The organism is Streptomyces sp. BBFR25, from assembly GCF_044590125.1.
Taxonomy (GTDB): Bacteria; Actinomycetota; Actinomycetes; order Streptomycetales; family Streptomycetaceae; genus Streptomyces; species Streptomyces canus_D.
The window spans coordinates 7,286,548-7,303,839 of sequence record NZ_CP172447.1 but is presented as its reverse complement, the minus strand read 5'-3'; the positions used below and the strand labels follow the sequence as shown (position 1 = coordinate 7,303,839).

Genomic DNA, 17,292 nt, shown 5'->3' with positions numbered 1-17,292 from the left:
GGGACCTAGACATCGGCCGTCTTCCTTTCCTGGGCGTTCCGGGGCGCCCGTGGGGTCCTGGTGGCCCGGGAGGTCAGGAACAGGTACACGCCCGTCACCAGCAGCAGGAAGAGCAGCAGCAGGACCGACATCGCGGAGCCGGTGCCGAAGTTCCAGGTGACGAACGACGACTGGTAGATGTGGATGGAGATCAGGTCGGCGGCCTCCGGTGCGGCCTTGCCGAACAGGACGAACGGTGTGTTGAAGTCGTTGAACGTCCACAGGAACAGCACCAGGACGAGGACCTGGTTGACGGGACGCAGCGACGGCAGGGTGATGCGGCGGATCTGCTGCCAGACGCCGGCACCGTCCAGGGCGGCGGCCTCGTACAGCTCCTTGGGGATGTTCTGCAGGCCGGCCATGACGATCAGGAAGGCGAACGGCCAGCCCTTCCAGACCGACACGATCAGCAGCGCGACGAAGCTGTTGTCGCCGATCAGCCAGAAGGAGGGCTTGTCGGTGAGGCCGAGCTGGTCGTGCAGGACGTGGTTCACCAGGCCGTTGTCGTGCTGGAACATGAACGCCCAGGTGATGACGGCCGCGTAGACCGGCAGGGCGTACGGCACCAGGAAGATCGCGCGGAGCAGGCCCCGGCCGCGGAAGGCGTCCTGCATGCAGATCGCGGCGGCGGTGCCGATCAGCCAGCACAGGCCGACGGAGAGGACCGTGAAGGCGCAGGTGACGAGGAAGGAGTGGAGCAGCGCCTCGCCGACGGGGGCGTCGAAGTCCACCGACATGGTGAAGTTGTCGATGCCGGTCCACGGGGCGGTGGTCCAGTCGCGGATGTAGAACTGGGTGAGTTCCTTGAAGCTCATCACGATGCCGATGACCATCGGCACCAGGTGGACGAGGAGTTCGAGGAGCAGGGCCGGCAGGAGCAGCAGGTAGGGCAGGCCGATGCGGCGGATCCGCCCGGGACGGCGGCGGGGTCCGCGCGCCGTCCCGGGGGAGTCCTCGCCGACCGTCCGCCCGCCGGGCCGCGCCGAGGCGGTCGTGGTGGTCATGGCTGGGTCCGTGTCCGTGTCGGAGTCGTGGGAACGGGGCTCGGGGCCGGGCTCGGGGCCGGGACCCGGGTCGGGGTGCTCACTTGTTGGGCATCTGCTGCTGTGCCTTGGCGAGCTTCTCCTTGACGGACTCGGTGGTCACCTCGCGTCCGTTCGCGGCGTCGGCGAACAGTTCCTTGACGGCGGTGCCGACCGCGGTCTCGAACTGCGACTCGTCGGGCACCTGGGGCAGGGCCGCGGCGCTGGTGGCGAGGGTCTCGCGCAGGACGGCGGTGCCCTGGGTGTTGAACGCCGGGTCGGACTGGGCGGCCTTGACCGGCGGGATGGAGCCGTAGGCCTTGTTGAGGAGCTTCTGCTCGGCGTCGCTGGTCATGAACTTCACGAACTTCGTGGCGCCGTCGACGTTGTCGCTGTTCTTGAAGACGGCCATGTTGATGCCGGCGACCATGGAGTTGGTGGCCTTGCCTGCGCCGGGGGCGCCGGAGGGGACGGGGGCGGGGGCGACGCCCCACTCGTCGTCCTTCATGCCCATGGTCTTGAAGGTGGCGGAGGCGGTCTGCCACAGCACCATCGCGGTCTTGTCCTTGGCGAAGTCGCTCAGGGACTGGTTCTGCGCGTACTCGGCGTTGCCGGGCGCGATGACCTTGTCCTCGGCCATCAGGTCGACGTACTGCTTGACGGCGGCGACGGCGCCGTCCGAGGTGAAGTCGGGCTTGCCGTCGGCGGTGAAGAAGTCGGCACCGTGCTGCTTGGCGAGGACGAAGACCTGGTGGATGTTGTTGGACAGGTTGGAGCCCTCGGCGCCCAGGCCCCACTTGCCGTCCTTGGAGATCTTCTTCCCGGTCGCGACCAGCTCGTCCCAGGTGGCCGGGGGCTTGGTGATGCCGGCGTCGGCGAACATCTGCTTGTTGTAGTAGAGCGCGTACGCCATCGAGTACAGCGGGACCGCGGCGGGGTCCTGGCCCTCGACGCCGGTCGAGCCGAGCGCGGAGTCGACGAAGCGGTCCCTGCCGCCGATCTTCTCGAAGTTCTTCGCGTCCCAGGGCAGCAGGGCGCCGGTGGCCTGGAGGGAGGCGCTCCAGGTGTTGCCGATGTTCAGGACGTCGGGGCCCTGTCCCGAGGTGGTGGCGGTGAGGATCCGGTTCAGCAGGTCGGACCAGGGCACGACCTCCAGCTTGACCTTGATGCCGGTCTCCTTCTCGAACTTGTCGAGTTCGGGCTGGAGGACCTTCTTGTCGACCTCGACGCTGGCGCCCTGGTTGGACGCCCAGTAGGTGAGTTCCTTCGGCGAGTCGTTGGATCCGCCGCCCGAGGAGGAGCCCCCTCCGCAGGCCGTGGCGGCGAGTGCGAGAGACATGGTGACGGCGCCTACGGCCGCGGCTCGGATGCTGCGCATGGCTCCTGGGTTCCTTCCGGGAGTCGGTCGGGAAAGTCCCGACGGCGGCTTCGGCTGTTTCCCTTCCGAAGCCCCTCATGGCTTAATTTAGGACGTGAGTTAAACCCCGAGAGAAAGACTCGTCAAGGTCTCGCGCAGGGTCGGCGGTGGCGCGAGGGCACGAAAGGAAGGGCCCGGATGGCCAGGCACGGCGGGCGTACGGTCCGTGACCTGCGGCGGGAGAGCCGCAGCACCGTTTTGCAACGGTTGTATTTCGACGGGCCGATGAGCCGCCTCGCGCTGGGCTCGGCGGCGGGCCTGAGTTCGGGTTCCGTCAGCAACGTCGTCGCCGAGCTGATGGCCGACGGGCTCGTGGAGGAGGCGGGCAGCCTCGGCGCGGACGGCGGCCGGCCGCGCACCCTCGTCCGGGTCGCGGCGGACCGGGGGCGCCTTGTCGGGGTCGACGTCGGCGAGACCCGCGTACGCGTGGAGCTGTTCGACCTGTCGATGTCCGAACTGGCCCGGACGGAGCGCGCGTTGCCCGGTCACGGATCGCGCTCCTACGACGTCGCCGTGGTCGCCGGGCACATCCTGGACGGCGTCGCGGAGGTGCTCTCCGCCGACGCCACCGCGCCGGGCCCCGGCGAGCTGCTGGGCGTCGGCATCGGCGTCCCCGGCATCGTCGAGCGCACCGCCGACGGCTCCCTGGTGCACGGCCAGACCGTGGGCTGGGACGCGGTGCCGCTGGAGGCGCTGCTGCGCGGCTCGGGCCGACTACCCCCGCACGTACCGCTGTTCATCGAGAACGGCGCCAGGACGCTGGGGCAGGCGGAGATGTGGTTCGGCGGCGGGCGCGGCGCGCACAACGCCGTGGTCGTGCTCTTCGGCTCCGGAGTCGGCGCGTGCGTCGTCACCGACGAGGTGGAGCAGGGGCGTGCGCTGGAGTGGGGACATCTGACGGTACGGGTACGGGGGCGCCGCTGCCGGTGCGGCGCGCGGGGGTGCCTGGAGGCGTACGCCGGTGCGGAGGCGCTGCTCGCGCGGTGGCGGGAGGCGGGCGGTGAGCCGCCGCCCGGCGCCGACGAGGAGGCCGCGCTGACCGCCATGCTGTCCGCGGCCCGCCCCGGGAACGGGGGCGCACCGGACCCGGTGGCGACCCGTGTGCTCGCGGAGACGGCGGAGTACCTGGGCGCGGGACTGGCCGACCTGGTCAACCTCTTCCAGCCCGAGCGGATCCTGGTGGGCGGCTGGGCCGGACTCCAACTCGGTCCGGCTTTCCTGGAGTCGGTACGGGCCCACACACTGGCCCACGCGCTGCGGCACCCCGCCGGACGGGTGGGCATCGCGCTGGGCCGGCTCGGTCCCGACGCCGTGACGGTGGGCGCCGCGATCCTGCCGCTGGCGGCGTTCTTCGCCCGCGGCGGTCGGCGCCTGCCGGTCGACTCCCCCGCGCCGGTCCCGGCGTGGCGGGCGGCGCTGGGGGGACGGCTGGCGGGGCAGCGGGGCGGGGGATGACGGCATGGGCGCGGCGCGGGCAACGGCAGGTGGCGCAGTTCCCCGCGCCCCTCGAAGAAGGCACGTTGCGCTGACGTCCCTCAAGGGGCGCGGGGAACTGCGCGAGCGACCACGACGCACCCGCAGTCGAAAACGCACCGCAGCCGAGCCGCCCGGGCGGGACGGGCGAGAGCGACAGCCGGAACTGCTGCTCGCGGGCGGCGCTTCCCCGCCCCGGCCCACTACGCCGAGTCCCGTACCACCAGTTCCGGGTCGAAGATCACCGACGTGGGTTCGGTGCGCGCGCCCTTGATGTGGTCGTCGAGCAGGCGGGCCATCGTGGCCGCCATCTCCTCCACCGGCTGCCGTACGGTGGTCAGCCGGGGCAGGCAGGTCACGGCCACGCTGGAGTCGTCGAAGCCGACGACCGCGACGTCCTGCGGCACCCGGCGGCCGTGGTCGCGCAGCACCTGGACGGCGCCCTGGGCCATCAGGTCGTTGGCGGTGAACACACCGTCGGTGTCGGGGTGTTCGGCGAGCAGCGACGTCATCGCGGCCATGCCGCTGTCCACGGTGAAGCCGCCCTCGGCCACCGGAACGTAGGGGTGCCCGTGCCGGGCCAGGGTGTCGCGGAAGCCGGCCAGGCGTTCCTGGCTGGCCGCGACCGCCAGCGGACCGGTGACGGTGGCTATCCGACGGCACCCCCGCTCCAGCAGGTGCTCGGCGGCGAGCCGGCCGCCGTCGCGGTGGGCCAGGTCGACGTAGCTGAGCGGCACCGGGCGGCCCGGGCGGGCGAACAGCACCGCCGGCAGTCCGGCGTCGGCGAGCAGCGCGGGCAGCGGGTCGTCGGGGTGCGTGGACACCACCAGCGCACCGTCCGCGCCGCCCTGCCTGAGGTAGGCCACGACCTCCTGCCGGGCCTCGGGCGTCTCGGCGAACATCAGCACCGGATGCATCCTGCGCGGCCGCAGATGTCCGACCACGCCGCCGACGACCCGGCCGAAGAAGGGGTCGGCGAACACCCGGGTGGCGAACGCGTTCTGCTCCGAGTCCGAGGCGTCGCCCGCGCCCGAGACGACCAGGGCGACGGTCGTCGTGCGCCGGGTGACCAGCTGCCTGGCGGCCTGGTTGGGTGCGTATCCGGTCCGTTCGATGGCCCGGCGGACCAGGTCCTGGATGGCCGGGTCCACATTGCGGACGCCGTTGACCACCCGCGAGACGGTGGCCCGGGAGACACCGGCCTCCCGGGCCACGTCCTCCAGGGTCGGGGCCTGTCTGCTCATGCCCGCACCCTAACCGGCGGGGTCAGGCGCGTGGTAGAGCGCTCTCCGGCACCGCCTCACGCCGGAGGCGGGTGCACCACCTCCAGATCCGCGACCAGCGGCAGATCGCCCGCCGACCTCCCGGCCAGCACCCGGCAGGGCCCCGGCTCTGTGCGCCAGGCGTGCTCCGCCACCGACCAGTGGCACAGCGACCGCGCCGGGACCCGCACCGTCGCCGTCACCGTCTCTCCCGGGCGCGCCCGCACCGCCGCGTACCCGGCGAGCCACCGGGCGGGGCGGTCCAGCGCCGACGCGGGCCGGGCCAGGTACACCTGCACGACCTCCCGGCCCTCCCGCGCACCGGTGTTGCGCACCCGCACGCGCACGGTGAGGTCGTCGCCCGCACGGGTCACCGGCGGGGCGGTCAGCGCCTCGTACGTCCACGTGGTGTAGCCGAGCCCGTGACCGAACCAGTAGGCGGGCGTGCGGTGGTGGCGCAGCCAGCCCCGGTGGCCGAGGTGCAGGCCCTCGTCGTAGGCGAGGCGGCCGTCGTCCGGGCGGGTGCGGGTGACCGGGGCGTCGGCGAGGACGGCCGGCCAGGTGGTGGGCAGCCGCCCGCCCGGCTCGGTACGGCCGAAGAGCACGTCGGCGAGACCGGCGCCGCCCTCCTGCCCGGGGAACCAGGCCAGCAGCACCGCGCCCGCCTCCTCCCGCCAGGGCAGCTCCACCGGTCCGCCGCTGTTGACGACGGCGACGGTGCGCGGGTTGGCGGCCGCGACGGCGCGGACCAGCGCGTCCTGGGTGGCGCCGAGCGCCAGGCTCGTACGGTCGTGGCCCTCCGACTCCCCGTGCTCGGTGGTCCCGACGACCACGACCGCGGCGTCCGCCGCCCCCGCCGCCCGGGCGGCCTCGGAGAGCGACGCGGTCACGTCCGGGGCGGGGGGCGCCGCGACGACGACGGTGGCCCGACCGGTGCCGGGGGCCAGTTCGCGGCGGGCCACCAGCAGGGCGTCCCGGTCGGCGGCGAGGTCGGCGGTGGCGTACTGGGTCGGCGGGTTGACGTGCACCACCGCCGGGTCGTCGGTCAGGCGCGGGAAGTCGCCCTCCAGCAGGGTGCGTCCGTCCAGGGCCAGGCTCATCCGGCCGAAACCGGCCACGCCGAGGGTCCAGGAGCCCCCGGTGCGCGCGCCGAGCCGGGCGCGGATCTCGACGGTGTGCGCGCCCGGCACCGGGCGGGGCTCCAGCAGACGCCCGCCGCGGCGCCGTTCGGCGTACAGCTCGCGGCCGTCCGCGTCCAGCATCCGCAGCAGCACGCCCGGCAGGCCGGAACGCGGGTCGGTGCAGATGCCCTCGTCCAGTGGGGGCGCGGGCCCGTCCGGCCGGGGGCCGGGGACGTGGACGACGCGGGCCCGGCCGCGCAGCGCGTCCCGGACGCCGTCCAGGACGGACACCTCGTCCTGCGGGAAGACGCCCGCGCTGCCACCACCCTGGGTACGGGTCCGCACGGCGTGCGTGCCGATCACGGCGACCGTTTCGAGGCGCTCGGGGTCGAGCGGCAGGACGTCCCTGTTGGCCAGCAGGACAGCACCGGCGGCGACGGCACGGCGGGCCAGGGCACGGGCGTCACGGGTGCGAGACGGTTCCGGGGCGGACGGTTGCGCACCGCGCGCCGGTCCCCCGCTCGCGGAACCCTGCGTGCCAGGCGCCGCGCCCCGGCCCGCAACGCCCTCCGCGCCATGCGCCGCGCCCCGACCCGAAGAACCCTCCACGCCGGGCGAGAGCGCCGACGGCGACGAGACCTCCGTACCAGGCAACGCGGCGTGCCCCGGGAGGCCCAGCACGCCGGACGGCCGCCCCCGGCCCGGCAAGTGCCGCACGCCGGGTGGCACACCCCGCTCAGGGGAACCGTCCGCCCCGGACGGCAAAGCCGACGCCCACGCGGCGTCCTCCCCGCCCGGCAGCGGAGCTGGGTCCTGAGGGGGGCCCTGCGCGCCGGACGCCCTGACCGGGGTCCCCGGCCGGGGCGCGGCGCACTCCCCCAGCGCGCCCAGCCATGCCGCGAGCCGCAGCAGGCGCCGCGCCTTGTCGTCGACGGCCGCCTCGGGTACGTCGCCGTCGGCCACCGCCCGTGCCAGCGCCTCGCCCCAGGGTCCGTCGGGCCCCGGCATGGCGAGGTCGAGACCGGCGCGGGCGGTGTCGACGGTGCCGCGCACCGCGCCCCAGTCGGAGACGACGACGCCGTCGAAGCCCCACTCGCTCTTCAGCGGATCGGTGAGCAGGGCGTTCGCGGTCATGGTGGTGCCGTTGACCGCGTTGTACCCCGCCATGACGAGCCGGACCCCCGCGGCCACCGCCGCCTCGAAGGGGGCGAGGTAGACCTCCCGCAGCGCCCGCTCACCCACCCGAACGTCGACGGTGAGGCGGTCGGTCTCGGAGTCGTTGGCCACATAGTGCTTGGCGGTGGCGGCCACACCGTGGGCCTGGACACCGCGGATCAGTGCGGCGCCGATACGGCCGGTCAGCTCGGGGTCCTCGGAGAAGCACTCGAAGTGCCGGCCGCCCAGCGGGCTGCGGTGCAGGTTGAGGGTGGGGGCGAGGAGGACGTCCACGCCCTTGCGTCGGGCCTCGGCGGCGAGCAGGCCGCCGAGGCGTTCGACCAGTGCCTCGTCCCAGGTGGCGGCGAGCGCCGAGGCGGACGGCAGCAGGACGGAGGTGTTCCGCTCGTCCCAGGCCTCGCCCCGTACGCCCGCCGGACCGTCCGACATCACCAACTCCCGCAGTCCCACGGCGGGTTCCGCACGGGTGCGCCAGGTCGTGGCGCCGCCGAGCAGCACCGCGCGGGCGTGCGGTGTCAGCTTGCCGAGCAGCCGGTCGATCTCTTCGTCGCTCGTCCCCACCCGTGTCTTCTCCCTTTCTCGCTTCGCTTCCCGGCGTCAGCTGTAGACGCCGAACTCGTACAGCGAGTAGCCGTACCCCGTGCCGCGCGCCGTGCCGTTGACGCGGACGTAGCGGCCGGTGCCGGACACGGCGAGGGTGTCGACGCCGCCGTTGCCGTCGGTCACCGTGGACACGGTCCGCCAGTTCTGTCCGTCGTCGGAGGTCTGGACGGTGTAGGCCTTGGCGTAGGAGGCCTCCCAGTACAGCTGGACGTGCCGGAACGCGGTGCGTGCGCCGAGGTCCACCTGGACCCACTGCGGGTCGCTCCAGTCACTGGCCCACCGGGTGTTCGGGTTGCCGTCCACCGCGTTGGCGGCGGTGCAGGGGCAGTCGCCGTAGCTGGGCTGGAAGGAGGACGCGGTGGCCGGTTTGCCCCGGGCGACGTTGGTGCCGTCCACGGCGGGCGGCACGACCCGCGCCGAGAGGGTCTCGACGCCGACGTTCCCCTTGCCGTCGGTGGCCTTGACGTACAGCTTCCACACGCCGGGCCGGTCCGGGGCGGTGACCCTGAGGCGCCCGCCGCCCAGGTCGGTGACGGGCAGCGTGGTCAACTGCTTGCCCTGGTCGATGTAGTTGCTGTTGGCCAGCGCCTCGTAGGAGATCGGGTCGCCGTCCGGGTCGGTGGCGCGCACGGTGAGGACCAGGTCCTTGCCTGCCTCCACCTTGCCCGCGTCGCCCTCCACGCCGAAGCCGGAGACGACGGGCGGGGTGTTGTCGTGCGAGGTGTCACCGCCGTAGGCCCGCTTCACGGCGTAGTACGACAGCCGCTTCTGTCCCGCGGGCAGCAGGTTGAACCAGATGCCGCCGAAGTCGTACTCGGTGCCGTAGTGGAACAGGGTCGCGCCCAGGGCGACGCCGCGGTGCCCGGTGACGCAGTTCCACGCGTCGGTGTACCCCTGCGCCTTGGCCTGGTCGGTGGGCTCCTTCGGCACGCCGTTGGCGTCGTCCGGCACCTCCCACTCGCCGGCCGGTCCGGACTCGGTGACGATGTACGGCTTGGTGTAGCCGCCCTGCTCCCAGGCGGCCCGGACGTCGCAGACGGCGTCGTAGGAGTTGACGGCGTACAGGTCCAGGTCGGGGGCGTTCTTCTGGTAGTAGGGCCAGGCGCCGACCCAGGCGTCGGTGGAGGTGACCGGGTGGTTCGGGTCGACGGCGTGGATCTTCTTGGTGACGTCGTTGACGAAGGTGGTGTAGGCGTCGCGCTGGCGCTCCAGTTCGTCGCCGCTGTAGCAGTTCTGCAGGCCGAGCACCGACTCGTTGCCGACGTTCCACATCAGGACGCCGGGGTGGTCCTTGTACTCCTGCACCCAGCGCGGGAACTCGGCCAGCATCTGGTCCTTGTACGCGGTGTCGGTGAGGTAGTTGACGCAGCCTCCGCTGCCCGGGCCGCCGCCGGGCTGGAGCCAGAACCCGGCGATGACCTTGACTCCGTGGGCGGCGGCGGAGTCGAGGAGCGGGCGGCTGCTCGCGTCGGTGCCCCAGGTACGGATGGTGTTGACGCCCATGGATGCCAGGTCGGGCAGGTACCGGTCGGCGTCGGCGGGGGACGGCCCCCAGGTGAGGCCCTTGACCGTGTACGGGCTGCCGTCGACGGTCAGTTGCCAGTTGCCCTGGTCGCCGGTGACCTTCACGACGCTGCCGGCGGCGTGCGCCTGCGCCGCGGGCAGGGCGGTGAGCGCGCCGAGCACGAGCAGGCCTGCGGTCAGGGGGGCGGTGAGTCTGCGGGTGGGGGTGTGGGGTCGGCTCATCGGGGGGTGTCTCCGGTCTGCGGGATTTTGGGGGGTGAGGGATGGGGAGGTGGGGGTGGGGGGTTCCTCTTGGAGAGGGGCGGCCCGGCCGTGGCAGGGGGCATGGGTCAGGGGCCGTGGACGGCCGGGCCGGTTCGCGGGGGCGGGGCGGGATCAGGGCAGTTCGTAGTCCTCGTTGAGCGCCGCTCCGGCCTCCGGGTGGGTCTGGTCGTAGCCGCGCGCGTCGCACTGCAGCCCGCCGACGATGCAGTGGCCGACCATGGCGGCGAGGGTCGGCTCGTCCCAGGCGTTGAAGAAGTCGTAGTGGAACGAGTAGCTCGCACCACTGGCCAGCCGCACCCGGGAGAGGTCTCCGTTGACCGGGAAGGCCATCTTGAACTCGATCATCGGCAGGGCGACCGGGTGGTCGGCCGGGCAGACGTTGTTGTTGGTCCCCGGGTTGACCACCGGATACGCCATGTGGCTCTTGTGGTCCGGCGTGTCCAGGTTCTTGCCGTCCCAGCAACTGGGCGCCTGGAAGCGGATGTTGACCTGGACGTCCTGACGCTGTGGGCAGTCGGCCGGGAAGTCGACGTTGAAGAAGCTGTCGCCGCACTCCCAGCCCTCGACGAAGCCCGGGTGGTCGCGGAACTCCTGGGCGCTCTGCATCGGGCTGGCGACGACGTAGCGCAGCCCCTTCGGGAAGGGCCGCACGCTGGTGTAGTCGGTGACGCCGGCCTTGTAGTAGATGGTCTGCGGGCCGACCGGGAGCACCGGGCGGTCGCCGTCGTACATGGTGGGCATCCAGTAGCCCGATCGGTCACCGGGCGCCAGGCAGGTGGTGGACCCGGCGTCGAGCGAGGCGGTGGTGCTGTACGCGTTGGTCGTCGTGTTGCCCATGAAGGTGTGGTCGTGGGACTTCCCGGGCTGCTGCGCGTAGACGATCGGGTCGTCGGGCGCCGTGTGGCTGACCCCGCAGTTGGCCTGGAACTCGTGGAAGTAGCGGTGCGGCGGCTCCTTCGTGGACGGGGTGACGCCGGTGACCGGCGGGTTCGCGGGGATGTAGCCGTCGCCGTCCGGGTCCTCGGGCGAGGAGGCGGTCGAGACCGCCATGGTGTGCCCGGTGTGCGCGGCCGACGCCGGGGCGGAGGCGGCGGCGGGGGTGTTCGCGTTGGCGGCGACCGTGCCGATGCCGATCGAGGTCAGCAGTAACGCGCTCGCGACGAGGGTGCCGGACAGAACTTTCGATCTCCGTGGCATGGAGACCTCCTGAGAAGGTCGGGGAAATTCTCGGAGAGCGCTCTCCCGACTCGGAGTGTTGAGGCCGCGAGGGAGGGTGTCAAGGGATTCGACAGAAGGGGGCGGTGGGCGGGCCAACGCACCGCGTCCTCCCACTTGTTGAACGCGGCACACAAGAAACGGTCGCAACTCTTGACGTCCCCCGGCGGGCAGATGAAGCATGCACACCCAGAGAGCGCTCCCCCACCCCCACTTCGTTCACTTTCCGAACAAGGAGAGCCGCCCGCATGCCCTCTTCCCCCACACCCTCCCCCGCGCCCGAGCCCTCCGGGGTACGGCGCCGCAGCCTCCTCGGAGCGGCCGCCGCCGCGCCCGTGCTGGCCTCACTCGCCGGCGCGGGAACCGCCTCCGCCGCCCCCTCTGCCGCGGCATCCGCCGTCGACTCCCCCGACGGCCCTCGTGCGCTGCCCGGCGGCGGCGACCTCGGGCCGAACGTCATCGTCTTCGACCCGTCCACGGCGAACATCCAGGGCAGACTGGACGAGATCTTCAAGCAGCAGGAGTCCGCCCAGTTCGGCACCGGCCGCTACGCCCTGCTGTTCAAGCCCGGCACCTACAGCGGGCTCAACGCCCAGCTCGGCTTCTACACCTCCATCGCGGGCCTCGGCCTCTCACCCGACGACACCACCATCAACGGCGACGTCACGGTCGACGCGGGCTGGTTCGACGGCAACGCCACGCAGAACTTCTGGCGTTCGGCGGAGAACCTCGCCCTGGTCCCAGTCAGCGGCACCAACCGCTGGGCGGTCTCGCAGGCGGCGCCCTTCCGGCGCATGCACGTACGCGGCGGTCTCAACCTCGCCCCCGACGGCTACGGCTGGGCCAGCGGCGGCTACATCGCCGACAGCCGGATCGACGGCACGGTCGGCCCGTACTCCCAGCAGCAGTGGTACACCCGGGACAGCTCGGTCGGCGGCTGGCTCAACGCCGTGTGGAACATGGTGTTCTCCGGCGTGGAGGGCGCGCCCGCGCAGAGCTTCCCCGAACCGCCGTACACGACGCTGGAGACGACGCCCGTCTCCCGGGAGAAGCCGTTCCTGTACCTCGACGGAGACGAGTACCGCGTCTTCCTGCCGGAGAAGCGTACCGGTGCCCGCGGCGTCTCCTGGGGCACCGGCACCCCGCGCGGCACCTCGCTCCCGCTGACCCAGTTCTACGTGGCCAAGCCCGCCGACTCGGCGGCCACCCTCAACCAGGCGCTGGAGGAGGGCCTGCACCTGCTGCTGACGCCGGGGATCTACCACCTCGACCGGACCGTGGACGTCAAGCGCGCGGGCACGGTCGTCCTGGGCCTCGGCTACGCCACGCTCATCCCCGAGGGCGGCGTCACCGCCCTGAAGGTCGCCGACGTGGACGGCGTACGACTCGCCGGCTTCCTGGTGGACGCCGGTCCCGTCAACTCCGCGACGCTGCTGGAGGTCGGCCCCGAGGGCGCGTCGGCGGACCACTCGGCCAACCCGACCACCGTGCAGGACGTGTTCGTCCGGATCGGCGGTGCGGGCCCCGGCAAGGCGACCACCAGCCTGGTCGTCAACAGCCGGCACACCATCGTCGACCACACCTGGGTGTGGCGCGCCGACCACGGCGACGGCGTCGGCTGGGAGACCAACCGCGCCGACTACGGCGTGGTCGTCAACGGCGACGACGTACTGATCACCGGCCTGTTCGTGGAGCACTTCAACAAGTACGACGTGCAGTGGAACGGCGAACGCGGCCGCACGGTCTTCTTCCAGAACGAGAAGGCCTACGACGCCCCCGACCAGGCCGCGATCCAGAACGGCTCGATCAAGGGCTACGCCGCCTACAAGGTCGGGGACGACGTCACCGAGCACGAGGGCTGGGGCCTGGGCAGCTACTGCTACTACAACGTGAACCCGTCCATCGTGCAGCACCACGGTTTCGCCGCCCCGAACCGTTCGGGAGTGCGCTTCCACGGCCTGCTCGTCGTGTCGCTCGGCGGCAACGGACAGTACGAGTGCGTCATCAACGACACCGGGTCGCCCACGTCGGGGACGGACACCGTGCCCTCGAAGGTGGTGCAGTACCCGTAGCGGGGATCCCGCAGAGCGGCAGGGTGCCCCCGTCCGGTGGGACGGGGGCACCCGGCACGGCTACCGCGCGGCCGTCGCGGCCGGCGCCGGCGCGTAGCCGGTGGGCCGGGCGGTGAAGGTGCCGCGGCCCTGGGTGCGGCTGCGCAGCCGGGTCGCGTAGCCGAACAGCTCGGCCAGCGGGACCGTGGCCGTGACCACCGCCGCGCCGCCCCGCGTGTCGGAGCCGGTGACCCGGCCGCGGCGCGCGGCGAGGTCCCCGAGCACGCCGCCGAGCCCGTCCTCGGGCACGGTGACGGTGACCTCCACGACCGGTTCGAGCAGGACCATCTCCGAGGCGCGCAGGGCGTCGCGGAGACCGAACCGGCCCGCGGTGCGGAAGGCCGTGTCCGAGGAGTCCTTCACATGGGTCTGGCCGTCGGTGAGCGTGACCCTCAGGCCGGTCACCGGGTGCCCGCCGAGCGGACCCTCGGCAAGGGCGTCCCGGCAGCCCGCCTCGACGGCCCGGACGTACTCCTGCGGCACGCGTCCGCCGACGACCGTCGAACGGAACACGAAACCGTCGCCGCCCCCGGTGTCGCGCTCCCACGGCTCCACGTCGAGCACGACGTGCGCGAACTGACCGGCGCCGCCGTCCTGTTTGACGTGCCGGTGCACGAAGCCGGTGACGCCCTCGCCGACCGTCTCGCGGTACGCCACACCGGGGCGGCCGACCGCGACCTCCAGCCCGTGCTCGCGCCGGACGCGCTCCACCGCGACCTCCAGGTGCAGTTCGCCCATGCCCGACAGCACGGTCTGTCCCGTCTCCGGGTCGGTCCGCACGGCCAGCGAGGGGTCCTCCTCGGTCAGCCGGGCGAGCGCCGAGGCCAGCCGGTCGGTGTCGGTGGCGCGCCGGGCCTCCACCGCCACGTGCACGACCGGTTCGGGCACGCCCGGGGGCTCCAGGAGCAGCGGGGCGCCCGGCGCGCACAGGGTCGACCCGGCGCGGGCCGACTTCAGCCCGACCACGGCGACGATGTCCCCGGCGACCGCGCGCTCCAGCGGGTCGTGCCGGTCGGCCCGGACCCGCAGGATGCGGCCGACGCGCTCGCCGCGGCGCGTACCCGCGTCCCACACGGTGTCTCCCTTCTCGATCGTGCCCGAGTACACCCTCAGGTACGTCAGCCGTCCCGTCGGGGTGGCGTTCACCTTGAACGCCAGTGCCGCCATCGGCGCCGCCGGGTCGGCGGGCCGTTCCTGCTCCGTGCCGTCGTGGGTGCCGCGCACCGCGGGCACGTCCAGCGGCGAGGGCAGGTACGCCACCACGGCGTCCAGCAGCGGTTCGACGCCGCGGTTGCGGTAGGCCGAGCCGCACAGCACGACCACGCCGTCGCCGGTGCGCGTCAGGTCGCGCAGGGCGTCGGTGAGGGTGGCCGCGGTGAGCGTCTCCCGGTCGCAGAACTCCTCCAGCGCGGCCGGGTGGCGTTCGGCGACCGCTTCCTCCAGCAGCCGCCGCCTGCGTGCCGCCTCCTCGCGCAGGGCCTCGGGCACCGGCCCCTCCTCGGCCCCGTCCGCGCCGTCGGCCCACACGAGGGCGCGCATGCGCGGCAGGTCGACGACGCCGGTGAAGCCGTCCTCCGTGCCGATGGGCAGCTGCACGACCAGGGGTACGGGGTGCAGCCGCTCGCGGATGGAGGCGACGGCGGTGTCGAGGTCGGCGCCCGCCCGGTCCATCTTGTTGACGAACGCGATCCTGGGCACGCCGTGCCGGTCGGCCTGCCGCCACACGGACTCGCTCTGCGGTTCCACTCCCGCCACCGCGTCGAACACGGCGACCGCGCCGTCCAGCACGCGCAGGGAGCGTTCGACCTCGTCGGCGAAGTCGACGTGCCCCGGGGTGTCGATGAGGTTGATCCGGTGGCCCGCCCAGGCGCAGCTGACGGCCGCGGCGAAGATGGTGATGCCGCGATCGCGTTCCTGCGGGTCGAAGTCGGTGACGGTGGTGCCGTCGTGGACCTCGCCGCGCTTGTGGGTGGTGCCGGTGGTGTAGAGGATTCGCTCGGTGACGGTGGTCTTGCCCGCGTCGACGTGGGCGAGGATGCCCAGGTTGCGGACGGTGGTGAGCGGATCGGTGCGCATGGCCCGAAGCCTTTCGGAAGACCGGAGAAGGGCAGCGCGATCTCCCGCGACGCACGCGCCGGACGCCCCGGTGGGGGACGTCGGCTGTCAGATGTGCGTGACGGGCTTCCGGTGCCGGCCGCGCAGCGGGCACCGGACGGCCGAAGACACCAGGATCACCTCGTGCCGGGACGGGGGAACGACGGGTGCGGTGCGGATGCGCACGGCCCTGCTCCCCTCACTCGATCTCGGTGTCACGGTGAGTGTAGGGAGGCCGGGACCGGCGGCGCACGGCAATTTCGGCGGGCCGGGAAACGCGAAAACGCCGACCGGGAAAACTCCCGGCCGACGTCTCGTCTGCCTGATCTTGCTGATCTTGTGTCCGAGGGGGGACTTGAACCCCCACGCCCGATAAAGGGCACTAGCACCTCAAGCTAGCGCGTCTGCCATTCCGCCACCCGGACCAGGTGTCTGTCGCGGTGCGGGGGTGCTCCCCGCGGCGACATGGACAACCATACCAAGGTTTCGCGGTGCCTTTCACCTGCGTTTCCTTCCCCTGAGCGGCGTTCCGGGACCGGCGGCGCCGCTGCGCCTAGGGTCGCACCATGAGTGACTGGATGGTTACGCAGGGGCCGCTCCCGCGTCGTCGGCCGCGGGCGTTGTCGCCGCTCAGGGAGCATCTGCGGGACACGTTCTGGTTCGCGCCCACCGCGGCCATGGTGGGTGTCTTCGTGGTGTGGCTGGTGGCCCAGGAGCTCGACGCGGCGCTCGTCCGTTCGCTGCAGGACGACGGCGACTACGACACGCTCGCCGATCTGCTGCGCTTCGCGGACGACGCGAAGACGGTGGTCTCGGCGGTCGGCTCGGCGATGATGACCTTCATCGGTGTGGTGTTCAGCATCTCGCTGGTCGCGGTGCAGATGGCGAGCGGGCAGTTCAGCCCGCGGGTGGTGCGGCTCTTCGTCCGCAGCCGGATCACCAAGGCGACCTTCGCCGTCTTCCTCGCCACCTTCGTGCTGACGCTGCTCGTCCTGACCAGCTACGACAGCAACGCCGACCCCCGCACCGCCGCGTCCGTCCCGCTGGTGCAGTCGGTGCTCACCCTGCTCATGGTCGCGCTGAGTCTGCTGCTCTTCGTGATGTACGTGAACGCCACCCTGCGGCTGATGCGGGTCAGCCATGTGATCGCCCGCATCGCCGCCGAGTCCCTCCGGGTGGCGGCGCTGATGCCCGTGCCCGCGGACGGTGGCGGGGCGCCCGCCCTTGGGCCCGTGACGGCGTGGGTCGCCCACGACGGGCAGGGCGGTGTGCTGCGGGACGTGCACGTCGCCCGCTTGGTGCGGGTGGCCCGGGGGCACGGGGTGGTGCTGCGGCTGGTCCCGCGGATCGGTGACTTCCTGGTGCCGGGCACCCCGGTCCTGGCGGTGCACGGCGGGGCGGCGCCGCCGCGCCGGGCGCTGCGGTACGCCCTGTCCGTGGGGGTGGAGCGCACCTTCCACCAGGACCTGGCGTTCGGGCTGCGCCAGCTGTCCGACATCGGACTGCGCGCCCTGTCCCCCGCGGTGAACGATCCGACGACCGCCGTGCAGGCGCTGGACCGGGTCGTGCAGATCCTGGCCACGCTGTCCCGGCGGCCGCTGGACGCCGTGTCGCACCGGGACCGGCGCGGCGTGGTCCGGCTGGTGCAGCCCGTGCCCGGGTGGGCGGAGTTGGTGGACCTGGGGTTCGCCGAGGTCCGTGCCTGTGCCACGGAGGCGCCGCAGGTCACACGGCGCCTGCTGGCCGGTCTCGACGACCTGCTGCTGCTCGTGCCGCCGGAGCGGCGGACGCCGCTGCTGCGCCACCGCGAGTTGCTGCGGCAGGCCGTCGAGCGGACCGCGCCGACCCCGGCGGACCGGGCCTTCGCCCTGCGGCCGGACCGGCAGGGCATCGGCTGACCGGCCCGGGACGCCCACCGGGCGGGCGCGCCCGCCGGGCCGGTTCGCCCACCGGGCCGGTTCGCCGCCTCGG

Annotated in this window: 10 protein-coding genes and 1 tRNA gene; 3 read left to right on the top strand and 8 right to left on the bottom strand. The window is 72.8% G+C overall.

Features of this window, described 5'->3' with window-relative positions:
* Positions 1 to 5: 5 nt before the first annotated feature.
* Together ACGH52_RS32730 and ACGH52_RS32725 are read right to left on the bottom strand one after the other, a co-directional pair.
* A complete protein-coding gene (locus ACGH52_RS32730; protein ID WP_210977024.1) occupies positions 6 to 1,043 on the bottom strand; it encodes a carbohydrate ABC transporter permease in 1,038 nt (345 codons plus the stop codon).
* Between the two features lie 79 nt (positions 1,044 to 1,122).
* Complete coding sequence (locus ACGH52_RS32725; RefSeq protein ID WP_399944604.1) at positions 1,123 to 2,439, bottom strand: extracellular solute-binding protein; 1,317 nt, start codon at positions 2,437 to 2,439, stop codon at positions 1,123 to 1,125.
* 177 nt (positions 2,440 to 2,616) lie between these two features.
* Between ACGH52_RS32725 and ACGH52_RS32720 the strand changes: the two genes are divergently transcribed.
* Positions 2,617 to 3,933: an ROK family protein gene (locus ACGH52_RS32720; protein ID WP_399944601.1), complete on the top strand. Its 1,317-nt coding sequence runs from the start codon at positions 2,617 to 2,619 to the stop codon at positions 3,931 to 3,933.
* Between the two features lie 221 nt (positions 3,934 to 4,154).
* Here ACGH52_RS32720 and ACGH52_RS32715 read toward each other — a convergent pair whose 3' ends face one another.
* From ACGH52_RS32715 to ACGH52_RS32700, 4 genes are all read right to left on the bottom strand, one after another.
* Positions 4,155 to 5,195, bottom strand: coding sequence for a LacI family DNA-binding transcriptional regulator (locus ACGH52_RS32715; protein ID WP_399944598.1), 1,041 nt, complete (start codon positions 5,193 to 5,195; stop codon positions 4,155 to 4,157).
* Positions 5,196 to 5,251: 56 nt separating this feature from the next.
* Complete coding sequence (locus ACGH52_RS32710) at positions 5,252 to 8,071, bottom strand: glycoside hydrolase family 3 C-terminal domain-containing protein (RefSeq protein ID WP_399944595.1); 2,820 nt, start codon at positions 8,069 to 8,071, stop codon at positions 5,252 to 5,254.
* 36 nt (positions 8,072 to 8,107) lie between these two features.
* Positions 8,108 to 9,859 (bottom strand): discoidin domain-containing protein, encoded by a 1,752-nt coding sequence (locus ACGH52_RS32705; RefSeq protein WP_399944592.1) that lies wholly within the window; start codon positions 9,857 to 9,859, stop codon positions 8,108 to 8,110.
* 153 nt (positions 9,860 to 10,012) lie between these two features.
* Positions 10,013 to 11,098, bottom strand: coding sequence for a DUF1996 domain-containing protein (locus ACGH52_RS32700; protein ID WP_399944589.1), 1,086 nt, complete (start codon positions 11,096 to 11,098; stop codon positions 10,013 to 10,015).
* A 266-nt stretch (positions 11,099 to 11,364) separates the two neighbouring features.
* Here ACGH52_RS32700 and ACGH52_RS32695 point away from each other — a divergent pair, with 266 nt between their 5' ends.
* Positions 11,365 to 13,188, top strand: a complete 1,824-nt coding sequence (locus ACGH52_RS32695) for a coagulation factor 5/8 type domain-containing protein (RefSeq protein ID WP_399944586.1) — start codon at positions 11,365 to 11,367, stop codon at positions 13,186 to 13,188.
* 60 nt (positions 13,189 to 13,248) lie between these two features.
* Here ACGH52_RS32695 and fusA read toward each other — a convergent pair whose 3' ends face one another.
* Positions 13,249 to 15,303: an elongation factor G gene (gene fusA, locus ACGH52_RS32690; RefSeq protein WP_399944583.1), complete on the bottom strand. Its 2,055-nt coding sequence runs from the start codon at positions 15,301 to 15,303 to the stop codon at positions 13,249 to 13,251.
* A 358-nt stretch (positions 15,304 to 15,661) separates the two neighbouring features.
* A tRNA-Leu gene (locus tag ACGH52_RS32685) sits at positions 15,662 to 15,746 on the bottom strand.
* 141 nt (positions 15,747 to 15,887) lie between these two features.
* Here ACGH52_RS32685 and ACGH52_RS32680 point away from each other — a divergent pair.
* Positions 15,888 to 17,219 (top strand): DUF2254 domain-containing protein, encoded by a 1,332-nt coding sequence (locus ACGH52_RS32680; protein ID WP_399944580.1) that lies wholly within the window; start codon positions 15,888 to 15,890, stop codon positions 17,217 to 17,219.
* The last annotated feature ends 73 nt before the right edge of the window (positions 17,220 to 17,292 follow it).